The sequence below is a fragment of the Nocardioides sp. Root140 genome, from assembly GCF_001426745.1.
Taxonomy (GTDB): Bacteria; Actinomycetota; Actinomycetes; order Propionibacteriales; family Nocardioidaceae; genus Nocardioides.
The window spans coordinates 1592390-1608431 of sequence record NZ_LMFI01000010.1; the positions used below are offsets into that span (position 1 = coordinate 1592390).

A 16042-nucleotide genomic window follows, 5' to 3' on the forward strand; every position below is an offset into this window, starting at 1 on the left:
GTTTGAGCAGTGACGCGCATCGGGAGCCCGGTCTCCATCGCGCCTGGGCCTGGGTCGACCACCTCCGCGCCGGCGGCACGACCCCGTGGAGCGACTTCACCGGCAGCGTCGACTCCCGCGGCAGCCTCCTGCCCGGGGCGATCCAGCTCGAGGTGGCCCGTCGGCTGAACCTGGTCGGCGGGGTCGACTCTGCGGAGCATGCAGCGCTGGTCGACCGGGTCTTCGAGACCAGCGGACCCGGGCGCGGCCAACCCGACCTGGAGCTCGTCGGCGTGCACACCGGCTCCCGCTTCGGGCCCCGGCCCGTCGATCCCGCGGAACTGCCCGGCGACGAGCTGATCCGGATGGCGGTCGGCCTGCTCGCCGACCTCGTCGTCGCGCACGACCCGGGCGAGCCGGTGGTCGAGAAGCCGCGGGCCGCGCTCCCGTGGCGCCGTGCCTACAGCCTGTACGGCGACCCGCTGGCTGTGTCGCAGGTGCGCACCACCCTGGTCCGCGCCGGGGCAGCGCCGGGACGTCGATCGCCCGTCGCGGTGATCCTGGCCGACGACCTGGCCGGCATGCTGGCCGACGTGTGGAGCTGGCGGGTGCAGCACGCGGTGAACCCGTCGTGGCGTTGGTGGCTGGCCGGCTGGGCCCGCAACGACCGGCTGCCCCGGGTGCTCGACCTGCCGTCGGTGGCCGCCAACCAGGCCGCCCGGCTGGGTGCCGACCGTGTGCACATCGTCGCGGCTGCCCATCACGTACCACTGGTCGCCGGCCTGGTCGGCTGCCGACGACCGGTCGACGCGACGAGAGTGGGGCTCTCACCGGAAGCCCTCGACGTGGTGCGCCACGTCAACGTGGTGCTCCGGGTGCTGGCCGACCCCGATCGGCACCAGCACCTCCTCCGTGACGTGCTGCTGCCGTGGCTGGCCGACGAGACCGGCCGCCGCCGCGTCGTACCGCCCCGCCACCTGGAGTGGGTGCGCCACCGGGCGATGCGAATGCGCGATGAACTCCGGGTTGCTGGATACCCTGTGCTCGGGGATCTGGACGCCCTCGTCCCGACCGACCAGCCACGTGCTGCCGGTCCGACCGATGACGGTGTCCTCGACGTGGCCCTGAGAACGTTGCTGAAGGTCAAGGAGATCGATACGTGAGCCCGAAGCGGGTCATCCTCCACGTCGGGACCCCGAAGACCGGCACGTCCTACCTCCAGGACGTGCTGTTCAGCAACCGCGACCACCTCGCCGGACAGGGCGTGCTCTACCCGGCCGACCGTTTCGACGGGCACTTCCTGGCGGCGCTCGACCTGATGCGGCTTCCGTGGGGCGGTCTGGAGACCCAGGCTGTCGGGGCATGGGACCGGCTCGCCGCCCAGGTGCGCGAGTGGCCCGGAACCGCGATCATCAGCCACGAGATCCTGGCCACCGCCGACCGCACGCAGATCCGCCGGGCCCTCGAGACGCTGGGCCACCCCGACACCGAGATCCACGTGGTGCTGTCGGTGCGCGACCTGGTCCGCCAGATCCCGGCGGAGTGGCAGGAGAACGTCAAGCACCGGCGCACGATCAGCTACCGCAGGTTCCTCGCCCAGGTGCAGGACCCCGACCGCGCCGGCCGCATCGCCACGTGGTTCTGGGGCGTCCAGGAGATTCCCGACATCCTCAACCGATGGGGCGCCGAGCTCGATCCGTCACGCGTCCACGTCGTCACCGTGCCGAAGCCGGGCGCACCCAAGACGCTGCTCTGGGAGCGCTTCGCCGAGGCCTTCGACCTCGGCGGCCTCGACCTCGACCTGCACGTCGAGCGGGCCAACCCGTCGCTCGGCGTCCCCGAGACGGCCCTGATCCGGCGGATCAACAAGACCTCGAACGCCGACGTCGAGCCGAGTGCCTACCGGCCTCTGGTGCGCGAGCTCCTGGCCCACCAGACCCTGTCCCGGCGCGCGGAGTCGCCGCGGCTGGCGCTCCCGCCGGACGTCTGGGCCTGGGCCGACGAGCTCTCCCACGCCTGGGTCGACGAGCTGCGCGCGCGGCGGTACGACGTGGTCGGTGATCTCGACGACCTCATCCCGGACCGCAACCCGGTGGAGTTCAGCGACCCCGACCGCCCGCGCCATCGCGAGGTCAACGCCGCCGCGCTCGACGCGATCCACGCGCTGCTGCTCGAGGGTGCCCGCATGCGCCAGGTCGAGGCCGACCTGCGCGACGAGCTCCGCGACACCCAGATCGCGCTGGAGCGGGCCTACCTGCGACCGACGTACCGCGCCCGCGAGAAGATCGTCCGCTCCGCCGAGGACAAGGGCTGGGGGCGCCGGATGCTCGGCCTCTACCGTCGGGTGCGGGGCAGGAGCTCGCGGCCGGCATAGCGGCCGACCTGCCAGGTGCTCCATGCGTCGGCGCTCATGCCGACGACGCCGCCCACCACCGGGACCCGTCGCCCGATCGTGGTGGCCAGTCGCTTGCCCGCGACCTTGCCGATCAGCGACGCGGCCACCTCGGACGCGATGGTCCTGTCGAGTGCCGCGTCGTGCACGGGCGCGGTGGCCAGGGCCATCGGCGGTGCCGGCAGCTTCTTCGACTTCACCATCTTCTTCACCGAGTCCTCACCGAGGGCGCAGGCCAGGATCGCGTTGCGGACCCGCTGGTCGTCGAGGTCGTAGCCGCGCAACGACGCGATCACCGAGATCATCCGGCACTGGATCAGGGCCAGGCCCGTGATGTTCGCGGGCAGGGCGGCGGCGGCCGTGACCAGCCCGCCGAGGTTCGTGGCGAAGCCCTCGGCGCCGGCGTAGGCGGCGTGCAGCTCGATCGTCTCGCGGATCGCGCGGTCGACGTCGCCGCCCTCCTTCGCGAGCTTGCGCCGGGCGGTCGTCTCGGCCGACGGCAGGGGGCCCACGCCCTCGATCGCCCGCCGGAGCGCCTCGCGGACGAACCCGGAAGTCAGGTTGGGTGCTGCCTGCGTGATCTTCGGCGTGATCCGCTTGGTGATGCTCGATCCGATACCCATGCGGTGCATCCTAGGTGGGTGCCCGTCGAACCGCCCGTCACGCCGTGGGAGTTCCCCGATCCCTCGCCCGTGGCCGACGACCTGATCGCGATCGGCGCGGACCTGCAGCCGGGAACGCTGCTGCGCGCCTACCGTGCGGGCTTCTTCCCGATGCCGCTGGAGGGCGACGACCTCGGTTGGTGGTCGCCCCAGCTCCGCGGCGTCCTGCCACTCGACGGGATGAGGGTCACGCGTTCATTGCGCAGGTCGTGCCGTGACTTCGAGATCCGCGTCGACACCGCCTTCGAGGAGGTGATCGACGCCTGTGCCGATCCTTCGCGCGAAGGCTCCTGGATCGACGGCGGCATCCGTACGGCGTACGTCGACCTGCACCACCTCGGGTGGGCGCACTCCGTCGAGGCCTGGCGCGACGGCCGACTCGCCGGCGGGTTGTACGGCGTCGCGACAGGTGGCCTCTTCGCAGGTGAGTCGATGTTCCACCACGAACGCGATGCCTCGAAGGTGGCCCTCGTCGGACTGGTCGACCTGCTCGACGACGGGGTCGAGGGCCGGCTGCTCGACGTGCAGTGGCAGACCGAGCACCTGGCCTCCCTGGGAGTGGTGGAGGTGCCGCGGTCGGCGTACCTCGAGCGGCTGCGGCGCGCCGTCGTACTCCCGCTACCGAAGGCGTTCGCCTGAGCGCTGTGGATCCTCGGGTGCCGGCGCCGTACCCCGCCCCGGTGTCGGCTCAGGTGTCGTGAGTCAGGATGGGCGGAGTTGAACGGGGAAATTCCATCGACCCGAGGAGTGACCGGGATGCGACGAGCCACACTTGCCTGCGCCAGCCTCTTGCTGCTGGCCGGCCTCACCGCCGGCTGCGGTGACGATTCCGGCGACGACTCGAAGAAGGACGACGAGACCTCGTCCGCCTCGCCGACCGAGTCGACCGAATCCACGGACCCGTCCGACGACGCGTCCGAGGAGTCCGACGACACCCCGGACGACGAGTCCAGCGAGGCGCCCTCCGACGGTGCCAGCGTCGACCCGTCCGACGCCGACTTCTGCCAGGCCGCCGAGGACGCGACGGCGGCCGAGGAGATCGACGACCTGAAGGACGCCGTCGGCGACCTCGTCGAGAACCTTCCCGACGACGCGGGCAGTGACGCCGAGGCCGGCCTGGCCTACCTGGAGTCCGCCCTGGCGAAGTCATCGAGCGAGAAGCAGTTCGTGCAGGAGGTCGAGAAGGCCACTCCGGAGCAGCAGGCAACGGTCCAGGCGTACAGCGCCTTCGAGTCCGAGACCTGCTCGATGCCGGCAGCGCCGAGCACGTCCCCGTCCAACTGACCGGGCTGGCGGGCGGGCTGATTTTGCCCCGGATGTCGGGATCAGGGAGCGGTTGGCCCGCTGTTCTCAGGAATTTCTCAAGAAATCTGTGTCGTACATGCATGGAATCTCATTGGGATGGGAACGTGGCGACAGACATTCCCTATTGACGAAGAGGTGACGGGATGCGACGACTCGCACTCGTGGGCGCGAGCCTGGTCCTGGTTGGCGGACTGGCCGCATGTGGCGGCTCCCCGGACGACGCGTCCAAGGACGATTTCTGCAAGGCGATGGACAAGGTCGGCAAGGCCGGCGACGACTTCGACAAGTACAAGGACGCCGTCGACGAGCTCAGCGACACCGGTACGCCGGAGAACATCGACGACGACGCCCGTGACGGCTTCGAGTTCCTGGTTGACGAGGTGGGCGACGCCGACAGCGAGAAGGACCTCGACGACGTCGACGTCAAGGGCGACGACAAGAAGGCCACCGAGGCGTTCGGCAAGTACTACGCCAAGGAATGCCAGTAAGCCTGTTCCAAGGTGTGCAGCGTGACTGCGGGGCGGCCTCTCCGGGCCGCCCCGCAGTTCGCGTTGCGAGCCGGGGCATTGGTTTGATGTACGCACCCGGGCAGGGCTCTGCCCGGGGACGAAGACGAGAGGTGTGACCCATGCGTCGAATCGCATTCCTGTGTGCCAGCGCCATCCTGCTTGCCGGCACCACCGCTGCCTGTGGCGACGACGAGTCGAACGGCGACACCCGCGCCGGCGACCCGGCCAGCCCCGGCGAGTCCACCTCCGAAACCACCGAGACCCCCACCGAGGACGTCAGCGAGACGCCCACCGAGACGGAGTCGACGGAAACCGAGTCGACCGACCCGAACACCTCGGAGTTCTGCACCGCGGCCACCGCGGAGGGCTTCGACGAGGGCGGCTTCACCGAGATCAAGAGCTGGGGCGCGGGCCTGGCCGAGGCCACCCCGCCGTCCGAGCTCAGCTCCGACGAGGCCGCCGGCCTGCAGATCCTGATCGAGATGGTCAACGGCGCGAAGACCGAGGCCGAGCTGACCAAGGCCGGCAACTCCTTCACCCCCGACGAGAAGGCCCAGGTCGACGCGTTCCTGGCCTACGTCAACCGCGAGTGTCTCTGACAACCACCGCACCACCGACTCAGGAGTGACTGTGCAGATCAAGCGACTTGCCGCCGTGGCGGCCTCCCTCACCCTGCTGGGTGGCCTGACCGCCGCGTGCGGCGGCTCACCCGACGACGCGTCGAAGGACGACTTCTGTGAGGCCATGGAGAAGGTCAACTCCTCGACGGGCGACGACTTCGACAAGGCCAAGGACGCCGTGAAGGACCTGGCCGACGTCGGCACGCCCGACGGCATCCCTGACGACGCTCGCGACGGCTTCGAGCTCCTCGTCGACGCGTACGACGACGCGGACAGCGAGAAGGATCTCGAGGGCGCCATCGACGACCTGGGCAAGGACGACGAGAAGAAGGGCCGGGCGTTCGGCGAGTACTACGCCGAGAAGTGTGTCGGTGACCTGCCCACGGGCCTGCCCTCCGACCTGCCGAGCGACATCCCCTCAGACCTGCCGAGCGAGCTCCCGTCCGGCCTGCCGAGCGAGCTGCCGAGCGGCCTGCCCAGCGAGATCCCGAGCGACCTCCTGTCCAACCTGCCCAGTGACTTCCCGAGCAGCCTGCTGACCATGCTCCCCTCGGACATGGCCACCGAATAGGTCGCCTCAGACCACCTGGGGCGCCTGGCCGGTCTCACTCACCATGGGACGGCCGGCGCCCTCCCAGTCGAGCATGCCGCCGTCGAGGTTGACCACGTCGCGGCCCTGACTGGCCAGCCAGGCGGTCGCCTGCGCCGAGCGGCCGCCGACCTTGCACACGACGAGGGTCTGCTCGTGCGGCACGTCGTCGAGCCGGTTGCCGAGCTCGGAGAGCGGGATGTGCTGGGCGCCGTCGATGTGGCCGTGGTCCCACTCGACCTGCTCGCGCACGTCGAGGACGTGCAGCCCCTCGGGCAACGGATCGGGGACGCCGGTGATGCTGACGGTGGGAACGTGCATGCGCCCGAGGCTACTTGAGGAACTTGCTGGTCCGGCGATCGGCCAGCGGCTTGCCGCCGGTCTGGCAGGTCGCGCAGTACTGCAGGCTGGAGTCGGCGAACGACACCTCACGGACCACGTCACCGCAGACCGGGCACTTCGCGCCGGTCTTGCCGTGCACGGCGAGGTTCGACTTCTTCTCACCCTTGAGCTCGCTCATCGCGACACCGTCGGCGCGGGCCACCGCCGCCCCGAGTACGTCGCGGATCGCGGCGTACAACACGTCGACCTCGGTGTCGTCGAGTGAGGAGGCCGGCTTGAACGGCGACATCTTCGCGGCGTGAAGGAGCTCGTCGGAGTAGGCGTTGCCGATGCCGGCGATGGTGCCCTGGTGGCGCAGCACGCCCTTGATCTGCGCGCGCCCGGCGTCGTGCAGGATCTCGCGGAGCACGTCGACCGTGAACTCCTCGGCCAGCGGGTCCGGGCCCAGCCGGGCGATGCCCTCGACGTCCTGCGGCGAGCGGGCGACGTACAGGGCGAGGCTCTTCTTGGTGCCGGCCTCGGTGATGTCGAGGCCACTGTCGTCGTCCAGCACGATGCGGGCGGCCATCGGCGACTTGTTGCTCGGCTTCGGCGGCAGCTTGGGCACCTCGTCGCGCCAGCGCACCCAGCCGGCGCGGGCCAGGTGCAGGATCACGTGGAGGCCGCCGGTGCTGATGTCGAGGAACTTGCCGTGCCGGGTGACGCCCTCGACGAAGGTGCCCTCGACCGCCGACAGTGGCGGGTCGAAGGTCTTCAGTGCACTGAACGCGGCGATGTGGATCTTCGCGATGGCGCGCCCGTCCAGCCGGGACGCGAGGTCCCGGGTGAGCGCTTCGACCTCCGGCAGCTCGGGCACGCGCCCAGCCTAGTGGCCTTCCAGGTCGCGGGTGTGCCGTTGGACATGCAGTTCGGCCGTACGCCGCCCGTGGCCCCGCTCAGCCGGCCGGTCCGGCGCGCGAACTGCATGTTGAACGGTCCGCGCACGGGTGCTGCTCGGTGGAGCCGGCGGCGGCCGGACGGGTCAAGCCGGTGACAGATGCCCGGGGCAGGGGCATCATTGGTCCATGGCACGCTCGCCGTTCTCCCGGGCGGGGTCGATCCACCTCGACGCCCGCGGTGGCGACCGTGCGCTCAAGGTGACCTGGCACCACGAGGCCGGCGTGGTGGTGCTGTCGCTGTGGCGCGACAACGTGTGCGCCGCGTCGTTCCGGCTCGCCGTCGACGAGGTGCCCGACCTGATCGACGCGTTGCGCGCCGGCCTTGCCTCGGCGTACGACGAAGCCCGCCCCGCTCACGACGTCCTGCGGCCCGGTTCTCCGGGCGACCGCCACGCAGGACGTCCGGCGTAACGTCCTGCGGCCCGGTTCTCCGGGCGACCGCCACGCAGGACGTCTTGATCGGACTCGCTAAGAATGTCTACGGAGATTCCTAGACTCCTCGATAGTGTTCGATCGTGGACCCGATCCGTAACCCCTATGCTCCCGGCGCCGGCCAGCGCCCTCCCGAGCTCGCCGGACGCGATGAACAGCTCGGCGCCTTCGACGTCGTCCTCGAACGGATCGCACGGGGGAGGCCCGAGCGGTCACTGGTGCTGACCGGGCTGCGCGGTGTCGGCAAGACCGTGCTGCTCAACGCGCTGCGCTCGGCCGCCGTACGCCGCCACTGGGGCACCGGCAAGCTGGAGGCGCGACCCGACCAGGGGCTGCGCCGTCCGCTGTCGTCGGCGTTGCACCAGGCGGTGCGCGAGCTCGGGCACCCGCAGTCCGACGACGTCGACCACGTGCTCGGCGTGATCCGGGCGTTCGCGCAGCGCGACGCCGGACCCAATGCGAAGCTGCGCGAGCAGTGGAACCCCGGCATCGACGCCCCTGTGGTCAAGGGCCGCGCCGACTCCGGTGACATCGAGATCGACCTGGTCGAGCTGTTCACCGACCTCGGTGGCCTGGCCGCAGACGTCGGCAAGGGTGTCGCGGTGTTCATCGACGAGATGCAGGACCTCGGCCCCGACGACGTGTCCGCGTTGTGCGCGGCGTGCCACGAGATCAGCCAGTCCGGGCTGCCGGTGATCGTCGTCGGTGCCGGACTGCCGCACCTGCCCGCCGTGCTCTCGGCCAGCAAGTCCTACTCCGAGCGGCTCTTCCGTTACCAGCGCATCGACCGGCTGGCCCGCGAGGCCGCGGACCGCGCGCTCTCCGCGCCGGCGGAGGACGAGGACGCCTGCTACACCAAGGAGGCGCTGGCCGCGATGTACGCCGCGACGGGTGGCTATCCCTACTTCATCCAGGCCTACGGCAAGGCGGTCTGGGACCTCGCGCCGCGTTCACCGATCACCGGGGAGGACGTCGCCGTCGCCGCGCCCGAGGCCGAGACCGAGCTCGCCGTCGGCTTCTTCGGGAGTCGCTACGAGCGCGCGACACCCGGGGAGCGCGAGTACCTCCGCGCCATGGCCGACGCCGCGGTCGCGATCGCCGAGAAGGGCGAGGACGAACTCGACGACATCGGCTCGGTGCCGACCGCTGACGTGGCGACCGAGCTGGGCAAGAAGCCCCAATCCCTTTCCCCAGCACGCGATTCGCTGCTGAAGAAGGGCCTGATCTACTCAGGCGAACGCGGCCGGATCGCGTTCACCGTGCCCCACTTCGGCCGCTACCTGCGCGACCACGCCTGACCTGAACCACCCGTGCAGGTGAGTCGGCAGGGGCACTTCGCCCCGGCGTGCTTCAGGCACTAGAGAGGCGCTTCTAGATCCGCACTACTATGTGCGGATGGCCAGGAGCGCGCTCTACTCGCGGGAGGAGATCCTGGATGCGGCGATAGGAGTCGTGCATCAGAGGGGTCACGCGGCCACGATCGCCGATGTGACGTCAGTCCTGAGGGCACCCTCGGGATCCATCTATCACCGCTTTCCCTCCCGCCGTTCGCTGTTCGTGTCGGCATGGGTGCGATGCGTGAAACGCTTCCACGGCACCTTCGCCACCCTGCCTGTGACTGATGACCCGGTCGACGCCATCGTGGCTACCGGCCTCCTGATCCCCACGTTCTGTCGCGAGCACCCCGCCGAAGCTCGAACGCTGACCCTCTACCGCTACGCGACCTTGATGGCCGACCCGCCCGCCGACCTGGTGACGGAACTCGAGGGGCTCAACGACCCAGTCGCCGCGCACCTTGCGAGCCTCACGCAACGCCGTTTCGGCCGTACCGTGCCGAGAGGTCTCGAGTTGGTGGCGCTGGCCTGCCGGGACACGCCGTACGGAATGGTGCGGAGTCTGGTCGGCGGTCAGATCCCGGTGTGGATGGACGTGCCGATCGCGAGCGCCAGTCGCGCGATCGCGCTCTTGGACGATGGCCTGACCTGAACGCTGGAGGTCGTGTCGGCTGGGGCACGCGACTGCGTTCTCGCCCTCAGCCCGGATCCGGGATCGGAGACTGGAGATCAGCTTCCCGGTCGACCCGAGGATCCTCCACGGCCGCGGATGGCGCGGACGTGTGCGCGCGGAGCAGGGCGAGGCCGTAGATGGCGCTGCCCGGGACCGCCATCAGCGCGATGAGAGCAATCGCCGGTCGGATGTCGCCATCCTGTGCGAGCAGGATCAGGGTCGGCCCCTGCAGTGCGCTGACGCAGCAGCCGGTCCAGGTGATCAACCAGGCGATTCGCGGCCACCGACGGGCGGGCTGCGACAGGAACGGAACGACGAACGCCGCGACGGCCAAGACTCCCGTGACAACCAGGACGGTTCGCTGGGCCGGCAGGTCCATGCCTTGCGGTCCGCTCGTCCCCGGCCCGAACGTGCCCCAGTAGCCCATGGCGCCGGCGAAGGGCAGCAATCCGAAGGCACCACCGAGAGTGGCCGCCGACGATGGCCGGCGCGGCGGCCGCGCGATGAGACGACCCCACCGGTCCACGACGTATGCCGCCACCAGAACGGCCATTGCGACCGCGAGAAGCCCGAACCCGCTGTAGACGAGCCCGAACACCCACGGCGCCATGCCGGTGTCCTCGGCCGGTTTCACCTCGCCGAGCACTGTCAGCTGGATCGCCATCCCGAGCGGCAGACCCAGCAGGATCGGAGCCAGCAGTCCCGTGGCGCCAGCACCCAGCACGAACACGATCCCGGTCGGCACCCTCTGGGCCCATGGTCTGGTCAGGGCAATCAGGAAGAGCAGGGCCACCAGGATCAGCAGGACGGTGACGACGTTGCCCACCACGAACCGGGTGCCCTCCATCTCGGCGTCCGCCGCTGCGTCGGTGATTCCGATCGTGGAGCCGCTCAACCACATCAGCTTCAGGACCACGTACGGCACGGTTGCCACTGCAGCGGCTGCCAGCGCCACGTGTGGCGCGGACCTGCGCAGACGGAACATGGGGGCTCCCCGAGATAGAGACAGCAATCTAGATGACGCCATCTAATATGAGGGCCGGCTGTGGCGGAGTCAACCGGTTTCTGCCGCGTCGGCCCAAGGAGACATTCGACCCATCCTGTCCTGCACGGCGGGTTTCACGACCACTGAATCGGGGCGGTGGCCTCAGCGGCGTTCACAGTGCTGAGCGAACTCGACCCGACACAGATCGCGGCCGGCGCGTCCGTCAGCGGTGTCACGGCCGCTCCCTCCAAGGAGTACGTCGGGCATGAAGCCGCCTCGGAGCTGGTCGTTGCCGCGGCCGCCGTAGATGCGGATCGTCGCCGCGTCGCCCATGTAGCCGCAGGAATCCTCCTGGATCGGGAGGTAGATCAGTGCATCGTCACCGGCGCGGCCCGACACGGAACCGTGGCACGCATCCCAGCCGATGCGGTCGGCACCGGTGGTGCCGAGGACACGGGCCCACATGGCGTACACGTGGGTGCGCTCGAACCCAGTGACCCGCGACGTGCGGCCGGCCTGAGTCGGACGTACGAATCGGACCGTGCCCGCGGCGAGGTCGAGGTCGACGTTGCCGTCGTTGTCACCGCGCCCCAGGCGCAGGAGGTCGTTGCCGCCCGCGCCCGCGATCCTCATGGCCGGAGAATCGGCCAGTCTCTCGGGCCAGACCTCGAGGGTGTCGTTGCCCTCACCGAGCGACGCCCGATCCAGGGCCACGAGCGAGCGAACGTGCTCGGCACGAGGGCCTCCGGTGAACGACACCGTGCTGTTGCGACTGTGGTTGAGCTCGAATCGCTCGAAGGATGTCCATGACAGGACGGTCGACCCGTTGCGCGACGCACGGCCGGCCGCATTGTCGAAGACCCACGTGCCTCGCGGTGTCAGTCGTGCGACGGTCAACAGGTCTGAGCCGGTTCCCGCCGCCCAGGACGTGGGTGCGAGGGCGCCGATGACCTCGATCTGGTCGGCGCCTGGACCCAGGTCGATGCTGTCGCCGTCGGGGACCGCCGGGGTGCCGCCGGTGAGGACGTAGTCGGGCCCGCCGCCCGTGTCGATCGAGTCAGTGCCTTCGGCGGGACTCGTCTCGCTCCAGGGATCGGCAGCTTCCACCCAGTCTCGGTCGGAGCCGCCGATGTAGGTGTCGTCACCCGCGCCGAGATAGGCACTGCTGCCGACCCCGTGAGTCGCTGTCGTGTCGATGGTGTCGCGACCGTCACCGGCGGAGATCGTGACCCTGTCCTCGACACCGGGGCCGGCGATGTTGGTGACGCAGATCAGGTCGTCACCGCCACGGGCGTAGACGTCGCTGGCGCCATTGGTGACGATCACGTCTCGGGTGTTGGTGCCGCCGATCGGTCTGCCGGGCTTGCCGACAATGGTGGCCGCGACGCCCCGGCACGACTCGGACTCACCGACAGCCGGGCTGCCCACAGGCATCCCGGCCAGCACGACGCCCACGGCCAGGGCACCTGCGGCCAGGAGTCGACTGCGCGACCTGCTCATTCCGAACCCGCTCTCTGTAGTCGGCTCAGGCTAGGAGCGCGCGGTCTGCGGCGTCGTGGAACCGGCAGAAGTGGCCCAAAGTGTCTACCGGTGCACAGATGCACAGCGGCCGTGGCCTCGGTCACTCCGGCATACTCGAGCGTGATGACTGACGACGAGAAGCCACGACTTGAGATCGACTGGATCAAGGCCTTCGGTGGTGCCTTGGCCGCGGTCTCGACCGCCGTGATGCTCTCGACCCTGGGCGCCGCCGGCACGCTGATCGGCGCGGCACTGGGCAGTCTCGCTTTGACCATCTCCAGCGCCTTCTACTCCCAGGGGCTGGCGCGCAGCAGGCACCGCATCGCGGTCGCGCAGAAGGCGGCCCAGTCTGCCGTCGAGTCCGCGCAGTCCCAGGTGCGCCGGGCCGGCCGTACGTCGGACGAGCGCGAGGTCGAGGGCCGACTGGGGCGGGCCGAGGAAGACCTTGACGAGGCGCGGGCCGAGCTGGCGCACGCCACCGACGAACCTGACGCCCCGACGGTGGGCCATCGGCTCGCGCTGTTGCCGTGGAAGAAGATCGCCCTCGTCGCGGCCGGGTTCTTCCTCGCCGCCATGCTCGTGATCACCGCCTTCGAGCTGATCGCCGGGCGCACGGTCTCGTCGATCACCGGCGGCACCGACTCCAAGGACGGCACCACGATCTCGCGGGTGACCGGCAGCGACTCGTCGAACGACTCGCCCAAGGACCAGCAGCACGACGACGAGACCACGCCGAGCAGCGACCCCACGACGAGTGAGTCGCCCTCGGCGGACCCGAGCACCGACCCCTCTGCGACGGCGTCGACCACGCCGACCGAGTCATCGTCGAGCGAGCCCAGCACCGACCCGTCGCCGACGACGAGCGCCGAACCGACCGAGGAGCCGACCAGCTCGCCGACCGCCGAGGCCGCTCCCGCCGAATGATTGACGGCCCGCCATCCCTGGCAGATGAGACCTGAAGGCTGAGACCTGACGGATGAGGCCTCACAAATGAGAGATCGGGCGACAATGTGGGGTTGTCGCCCGATCTCAGGGGCTCGGACCAGCCGCAGCAGGGTGGGGAGGCCGGTCCGAAGTCTTCAGTCGGCCGGAGTGGCCGGCCGCTCCGGGTTCGTCGGGACCTCGGGGGTGGCCGGCGTCTCGGGGTGGGTCGGCGCCGGGGGCGTGACGGGACGCTTCGGCGTGGCCGGGACCTCCGGCGTGGCGGGGGTGTCCGGCTTCTCGGGGTGAGTCGGCGTGACCGGGTGCTCGGGCTTCGCGGGATGGGTCGGCGTGGCCGGGTGTTCCGGCTTCGCCGGGTGCTCAGGCCTCGCCGTGGGCTCACCCAACAGGCCGACGCAGTACGTCGACACCGAGGCCTCGTCGCCGGCGGCGGTCACCAGCGCGGTGAACGCGGGGTTGGTCAGGTTCTTAGCGTGGCCACTGGACTCACCCGCCTGGAAGGCCTTGCACAGGCCCGCGAGCGAGGGACCCGTGGTGGGTTCGGCACTGGGCGCGTCGCTCGGGTCGGCGGGACCCGTGGTCGGGTCGGCGGCCGGGTCGTCACCGTTGGCGTTGAGGCCCGGCGCGTCCTGCGAACTGCCCAGGTTGGGGTGATCGCCGGCGGCCGGGTTGGGCAGGTGACCGGTGGTGGCAGCGAGGGCCACACCACCGACCCCGGAGACGGCGATGACGCCGACGGCGAGCGCCTTGGCGGTCAGCAGGCGTGAGGTGGCGCGCTTCATGGACGTGGCCCTTCCGGTCGAAGATGCGGACACGAGACCGGCAACGCGGAACTCGGCCAGGGCTCCGGCTTCACCGGGCACCTCGCCAGAAGTCGGGCCGGGAGCGGCGGCTGCCTCCAGCAGCGCATCCAGCTCGGGCGAGCCGGAGCCGCCGCGGAGGTCGAGTGCCTTGTCGGCAGACCTGCGGCTGAGGCGGAACCCGTGTCGCGTGTTCATCTCACTCCATCAGCGTCGGGAGGCCCGAAAGTGTTACTGGCCCCTGCGCCGAGGCGCTCGCGCAACGTCTTGAGGCCGCGATGGGCCGCCGTACGCACGGCACCGGGACTGCGCCCGAGCACCTGTCCGGCAGTCTTCGCGTCGAGTCCCATCACGGCGCGCAGCATCACCGCCTCGGCCTGCTCGCGCGGGAGCGCCGAGATCAGCCGGACTGCCTCGTGGGTCGACATGGAGGTCAGGGCCCCCTGCCCGGCGTCGTCACCCGGAGCCGGTTCGGGCAGCTCCTCGTGGGGCGTGGGCGTCGCGGGACGGCGGCCCCTGGCTCGCAGGTGGTCGAGGGCGCGGTTGCGGGCGATCGTCGTGATCCATCCCCGGAACCCGTCGACCCGGCCGTGGAACCTGCGGAGGTCGCGCACGGCCTGGCCCCAGCTGTCCGACGCGACGTCCTCGGCGTCGTCCGGACCCACCAGCACGCTGAGGTAGCGCAGCAGTGCGGGCTGGATGCTGCGGTAGACGAACCGGAAGCCGGACTCGTCACCGTCGAGCATCCGGCCCAGGGCCTGCTCGAGTTCGTCCTCACCGCCCGGCATAGCCGGAGGTTCTACCAGACCCGCCCGGGACTGGCGGGTGCGGAGCCGCCGGATCAGGCGTCGGTACGGCGCGCAAGTCGGGTCACCAGCAGATACGCCGACCCGGCGACGAGCCCCCAGAACGCGGCGCCGACCCCGACCACCGTCATGCCGGACGCGGCCACCACCAGGGTCAGCGCCGCGGCCTCACGGTGGTTCTCGTCGCGCAGCGCAGAAGCCGCCGAGCCGGCGAGGGTGCCCAGGAGGGCGAGGCCGGCGATGGTCTCGATCAAGCCGGCCGGGGCTGCGGAGGCCGCGGCGGTGACGATCGACGACAACGGCCCGAAGGCCAGGTAGGTGAAGCCGCACGACACTCCGGCGATCCACCGACGGTCAGGGTCCGGGTGCGCCTCCGGACCGGCCGCCAGTGCGGCCGAGATGGCGGCCAGGTTGACCGCGTGTCCGCCACCGACCGCGCCGACCGCGGACGCCGTACCGGTGTAGAGCAGCGGGCCGCGCATGCCGGGGCGGTAGCCGAACGAGGCGAGCACGGCGATGCCGGGAATGTTCTGCGAGGTCATCGTGACGATGAACAGCGGCACCGCGATCGCGATCAGGGCTCCGCCGTCCCAGGCCGGCGCCACCAGCGTCACCACCGGCGTCGCGTCACCGGCTCCGAGCTCGCCGAAGACGCCGTGCGCGGCCATCACGACGACCGCCGCGACCAGCGCCCCGGGCACGGCCCAGCGCCGGGCGAAGGCGGTCAGCAGCAACCACACCAGCATCACCGGCAGGATCGCGGCGGGGTCGTCGACCAGGGAGAGGAACGGCGCCGCGCACAGCGTGAGGAGCACGCCGGCCAACATGGCGCTGGCCAGTGAGGTGGGAATGCGTTCGACCAGCTCCCCCAACGGCCGCACCAACCCGCACAGGGCGAGCAGCACACCGCACAGGATGAACGCGCCGACCGCGGCCGGGAACCCACCGTGCGGCACCGCGGCCGTGGCCAGCAGCGCGGCACCCGGGGTCGACCAGGCCATCGTGATCGGCATCCTGCGACGCCAGGAGAAGGCGACCGTGCCCACGCCCATCGTCAGGCACAGGGCCAGCAGGCCGGAGGCGGCCTCGTCCGACGAGGCGCCGACGGCGCGCAGACCGGTCAGCACGACCGCGAACGAGCTGGTGAACCCGACGACCCCGCACACGACACCGGCCAGCACGGCGTGCGTCGTACCGGCGCGTGAGGTCACGG

Annotated in this window: 19 protein-coding genes; 11 read left to right on the forward strand and 8 right to left on the reverse strand. The window is 70.5% G+C overall.

The window, feature by feature from the left end:
- Window positions 1-2 precede the first annotated feature (2 nt).
- Together ASD30_RS17945 and ASD30_RS17950 are read left to right on the forward strand one after the other, a co-directional pair.
- A complete protein-coding gene (locus tag ASD30_RS17945) occupies window positions 3-1142 on the forward strand; it encodes a hypothetical protein (RefSeq protein WP_056684433.1) in 1140 nt (379 codons plus the stop codon).
- Window positions 1139-2353: a hypothetical protein gene (locus ASD30_RS17950; RefSeq protein WP_056684438.1), complete on the forward strand. Its 1215-nt coding sequence runs from the start codon at window positions 1139-1141 to the stop codon at window positions 2351-2353. Before ASD30_RS17945 ends, ASD30_RS17950 begins: the two co-directional genes overlap by 4 nt.
- Here the strand turns inward: ASD30_RS17950 and ASD30_RS17955 are convergent.
- Entirely contained in the window at window positions 2314-2994 is a 681-nt protein-coding gene (locus ASD30_RS17955) for an EcsC family protein (RefSeq protein WP_056684441.1), read from the reverse strand. The two genes, ASD30_RS17950 and ASD30_RS17955, sit on opposite strands and share 40 nt — an antisense overlap.
- A gap of 18 nt (window positions 2995-3012) precedes the next feature.
- On the opposite strand from ASD30_RS17955, the gene aat reads away from it, so the two are divergent.
- The 5 genes from aat (at window position 3013) to ASD30_RS17980 (ending at window position 6038) form a co-directional block, all read left to right on the forward strand.
- Window positions 3013-3672, forward strand: coding sequence for a leucyl/phenylalanyl-tRNA--protein transferase (gene aat / locus ASD30_RS17960; RefSeq protein WP_056684445.1), 660 nt, complete (start codon window positions 3013-3015; stop codon window positions 3670-3672).
- 117 nt (window positions 3673-3789) lie between these two features.
- Complete coding sequence (locus ASD30_RS17965) at window positions 3790-4317, forward strand: hypothetical protein (protein WP_056684448.1); 528 nt, start codon at window positions 3790-3792, stop codon at window positions 4315-4317.
- A 164-nt stretch (window positions 4318-4481) separates the two neighbouring features.
- On the forward strand, window positions 4482-4826 hold the full coding sequence (locus ASD30_RS17970; protein WP_056684452.1) for a hypothetical protein: 345 nt from the start codon (window positions 4482-4484) through the stop codon (window positions 4824-4826).
- A 140-nt stretch (window positions 4827-4966) separates the two neighbouring features.
- Window positions 4967-5446, forward strand: a complete 480-nt coding sequence (locus ASD30_RS17975; protein ID WP_056684456.1) for a hypothetical protein — start codon at window positions 4967-4969, stop codon at window positions 5444-5446.
- Window positions 5447-5477: 31 nt separating this feature from the next.
- Window positions 5478-6038 carry a hypothetical protein gene (locus ASD30_RS17980; RefSeq protein ID WP_056684459.1) on the forward strand — a complete coding sequence of 187 codons (561 nt, stop codon included), beginning with the start codon at window positions 5478-5480 and terminating at the stop codon, window positions 6036-6038.
- Between the two features lie 6 nt (window positions 6039-6044).
- Here ASD30_RS17980 and ASD30_RS17985 read toward each other — a convergent pair whose 3' ends face one another.
- Window positions 6045-6377: a rhodanese-like domain-containing protein gene (locus ASD30_RS17985; RefSeq protein WP_056684462.1), complete on the reverse strand. Its 333-nt coding sequence runs from the start codon at window positions 6375-6377 to the stop codon at window positions 6045-6047.
- Window positions 6378-6387: 10 nt separating this feature from the next.
- Window positions 6388-7254, reverse strand: a complete 867-nt coding sequence (locus ASD30_RS17990) for an Fpg/Nei family DNA glycosylase (protein ID WP_056684466.1) — start codon at window positions 7252-7254, stop codon at window positions 6388-6390.
- Window positions 7255-7462: 208 nt separating this feature from the next.
- Between ASD30_RS17990 and ASD30_RS17995 the strand changes: the two genes are divergently transcribed.
- The 3 genes from ASD30_RS17995 to ASD30_RS18005 all read left to right on the forward strand — a co-directional run bounded on the left by ASD30_RS17995 (window position 7463) and on the right by ASD30_RS18005 (window position 9754).
- Window positions 7463-7747: a hypothetical protein gene (locus tag ASD30_RS17995; protein ID WP_200951171.1), complete on the forward strand. Its 285-nt coding sequence runs from the start codon at window positions 7463-7465 to the stop codon at window positions 7745-7747.
- Between the two features lie 104 nt (window positions 7748-7851).
- Entirely contained in the window at window positions 7852-9066 is a 1215-nt protein-coding gene (locus ASD30_RS18000) for an ATP-binding protein (protein ID WP_056684469.1), read from the forward strand.
- Between the two features lie 97 nt (window positions 9067-9163).
- Entirely contained in the window at window positions 9164-9754 is a 591-nt protein-coding gene (locus ASD30_RS18005; protein ID WP_056684472.1) for a TetR/AcrR family transcriptional regulator, read from the forward strand.
- A gap of 46 nt (window positions 9755-9800) precedes the next feature.
- On the opposite strand, the gene ASD30_RS18010 is transcribed toward ASD30_RS18005, so the two are convergent.
- Together ASD30_RS18010 and ASD30_RS18015 are read right to left on the reverse strand one after the other, a co-directional pair.
- Window positions 9801-10760 carry a hypothetical protein gene (locus ASD30_RS18010; RefSeq protein ID WP_156393686.1) on the reverse strand — a complete coding sequence of 320 codons (960 nt, stop codon included), beginning with the start codon at window positions 10758-10760 and terminating at the stop codon, window positions 9801-9803.
- A 162-nt stretch (window positions 10761-10922) separates the two neighbouring features.
- Window positions 10923-12260: a calcium-binding protein gene (locus tag ASD30_RS18015; protein ID WP_056684478.1), complete on the reverse strand. Its 1338-nt coding sequence runs from the start codon at window positions 12258-12260 to the stop codon at window positions 10923-10925.
- Window positions 12261-12404: 144 nt separating this feature from the next.
- Between ASD30_RS18015 and ASD30_RS18020 the strand changes: the two genes are divergently transcribed.
- Window positions 12405-13205, forward strand: coding sequence for a hypothetical protein (locus ASD30_RS18020; protein WP_056684481.1), 801 nt, complete (start codon window positions 12405-12407; stop codon window positions 13203-13205).
- 155 nt (window positions 13206-13360) lie between these two features.
- Here ASD30_RS18020 and ASD30_RS18025 read toward each other — a convergent pair whose 3' ends face one another.
- Genes ASD30_RS18025 through ASD30_RS18035 form a run of 3 tightly spaced genes read right to left on the reverse strand, consistent with a single transcriptional unit; the run spans window position 13361 to window position 16040 of the window.
- On the reverse strand, window positions 13361-14221 hold the full coding sequence (locus tag ASD30_RS18025) for a hypothetical protein (protein ID WP_056684484.1): 861 nt from the start codon (window positions 14219-14221) through the stop codon (window positions 13361-13363).
- Window positions 14218-14811: an RNA polymerase sigma factor gene (locus ASD30_RS18030; RefSeq protein ID WP_056684489.1), complete on the reverse strand. Its 594-nt coding sequence runs from the start codon at window positions 14809-14811 to the stop codon at window positions 14218-14220. The genes ASD30_RS18025 and ASD30_RS18030 overlap by 4 nt, the downstream gene beginning before the upstream one ends.
- A gap of 53 nt (window positions 14812-14864) precedes the next feature.
- On the reverse strand, window positions 14865-16040 hold the full coding sequence (locus tag ASD30_RS18035) for a benzoate/H(+) symporter BenE family transporter (RefSeq protein WP_235532615.1): 1176 nt from the start codon (window positions 16038-16040) through the stop codon (window positions 14865-14867).
- Window positions 16041-16042 lie beyond the last annotated feature (2 nt).

Excerpts from the sequence above, each read along its gene's own strand:
- ASD30_RS18010 (WP_156393686.1), bottom strand. The coding sequence starts at position 10,760 with ATGTTCCGTCTGCGCAGGTCCGCGCCACACGTGGCGCTGGCAGCCGCT.
- ASD30_RS18015 (WP_056684478.1), bottom strand. The coding sequence starts at position 12,260 with ATGAGCAGGTCGCGCAGTCGACTCCTGGCCGCAGGTGCCCTGGCCGTG.
- ASD30_RS17970 (WP_056684452.1), top strand. The coding sequence starts at position 4,482 with ATGCGACGACTCGCACTCGTGGGCGCGAGCCTGGTCCTGGTTGGCGGA.
- ASD30_RS18030 (WP_056684489.1), bottom strand. The coding sequence starts at position 14,811 with ATGCCGGGCGGTGAGGACGAACTCGAGCAGGCCCTGGGCCGGATGCTC.
- ASD30_RS17955 (WP_056684441.1), bottom strand. The coding sequence starts at position 2,994 with ATGGGTATCGGATCGAGCATCACCAAGCGGATCACGCCGAAGATCACG.
- ASD30_RS18020 (WP_056684481.1), top strand. The coding sequence starts at position 12,405 with ATGACTGACGACGAGAAGCCACGACTTGAGATCGACTGGATCAAGGCC.
- ASD30_RS17995 (WP_200951171.1), top strand. The coding sequence starts at position 7,463 with ATGGCACGCTCGCCGTTCTCCCGGGCGGGGTCGATCCACCTCGACGCC.
- ASD30_RS17975 (WP_056684456.1), top strand. The coding sequence starts at position 4,967 with ATGCGTCGAATCGCATTCCTGTGTGCCAGCGCCATCCTGCTTGCCGGC.
- ASD30_RS17965 (WP_056684448.1), top strand. The coding sequence starts at position 3,790 with ATGCGACGAGCCACACTTGCCTGCGCCAGCCTCTTGCTGCTGGCCGGC.
- ASD30_RS18025 (WP_056684484.1), bottom strand. The coding sequence starts at position 14,221 with ATGAACACGCGACACGGGTTCCGCCTCAGCCGCAGGTCTGCCGACAAG.
- ASD30_RS18005 (WP_056684472.1), top strand. The coding sequence starts at position 9,164 with ATGGCCAGGAGCGCGCTCTACTCGCGGGAGGAGATCCTGGATGCGGCG.
- ASD30_RS17985 (WP_056684462.1), bottom strand. The coding sequence starts at position 6,377 with ATGCACGTTCCCACCGTCAGCATCACCGGCGTCCCCGATCCGTTGCCC.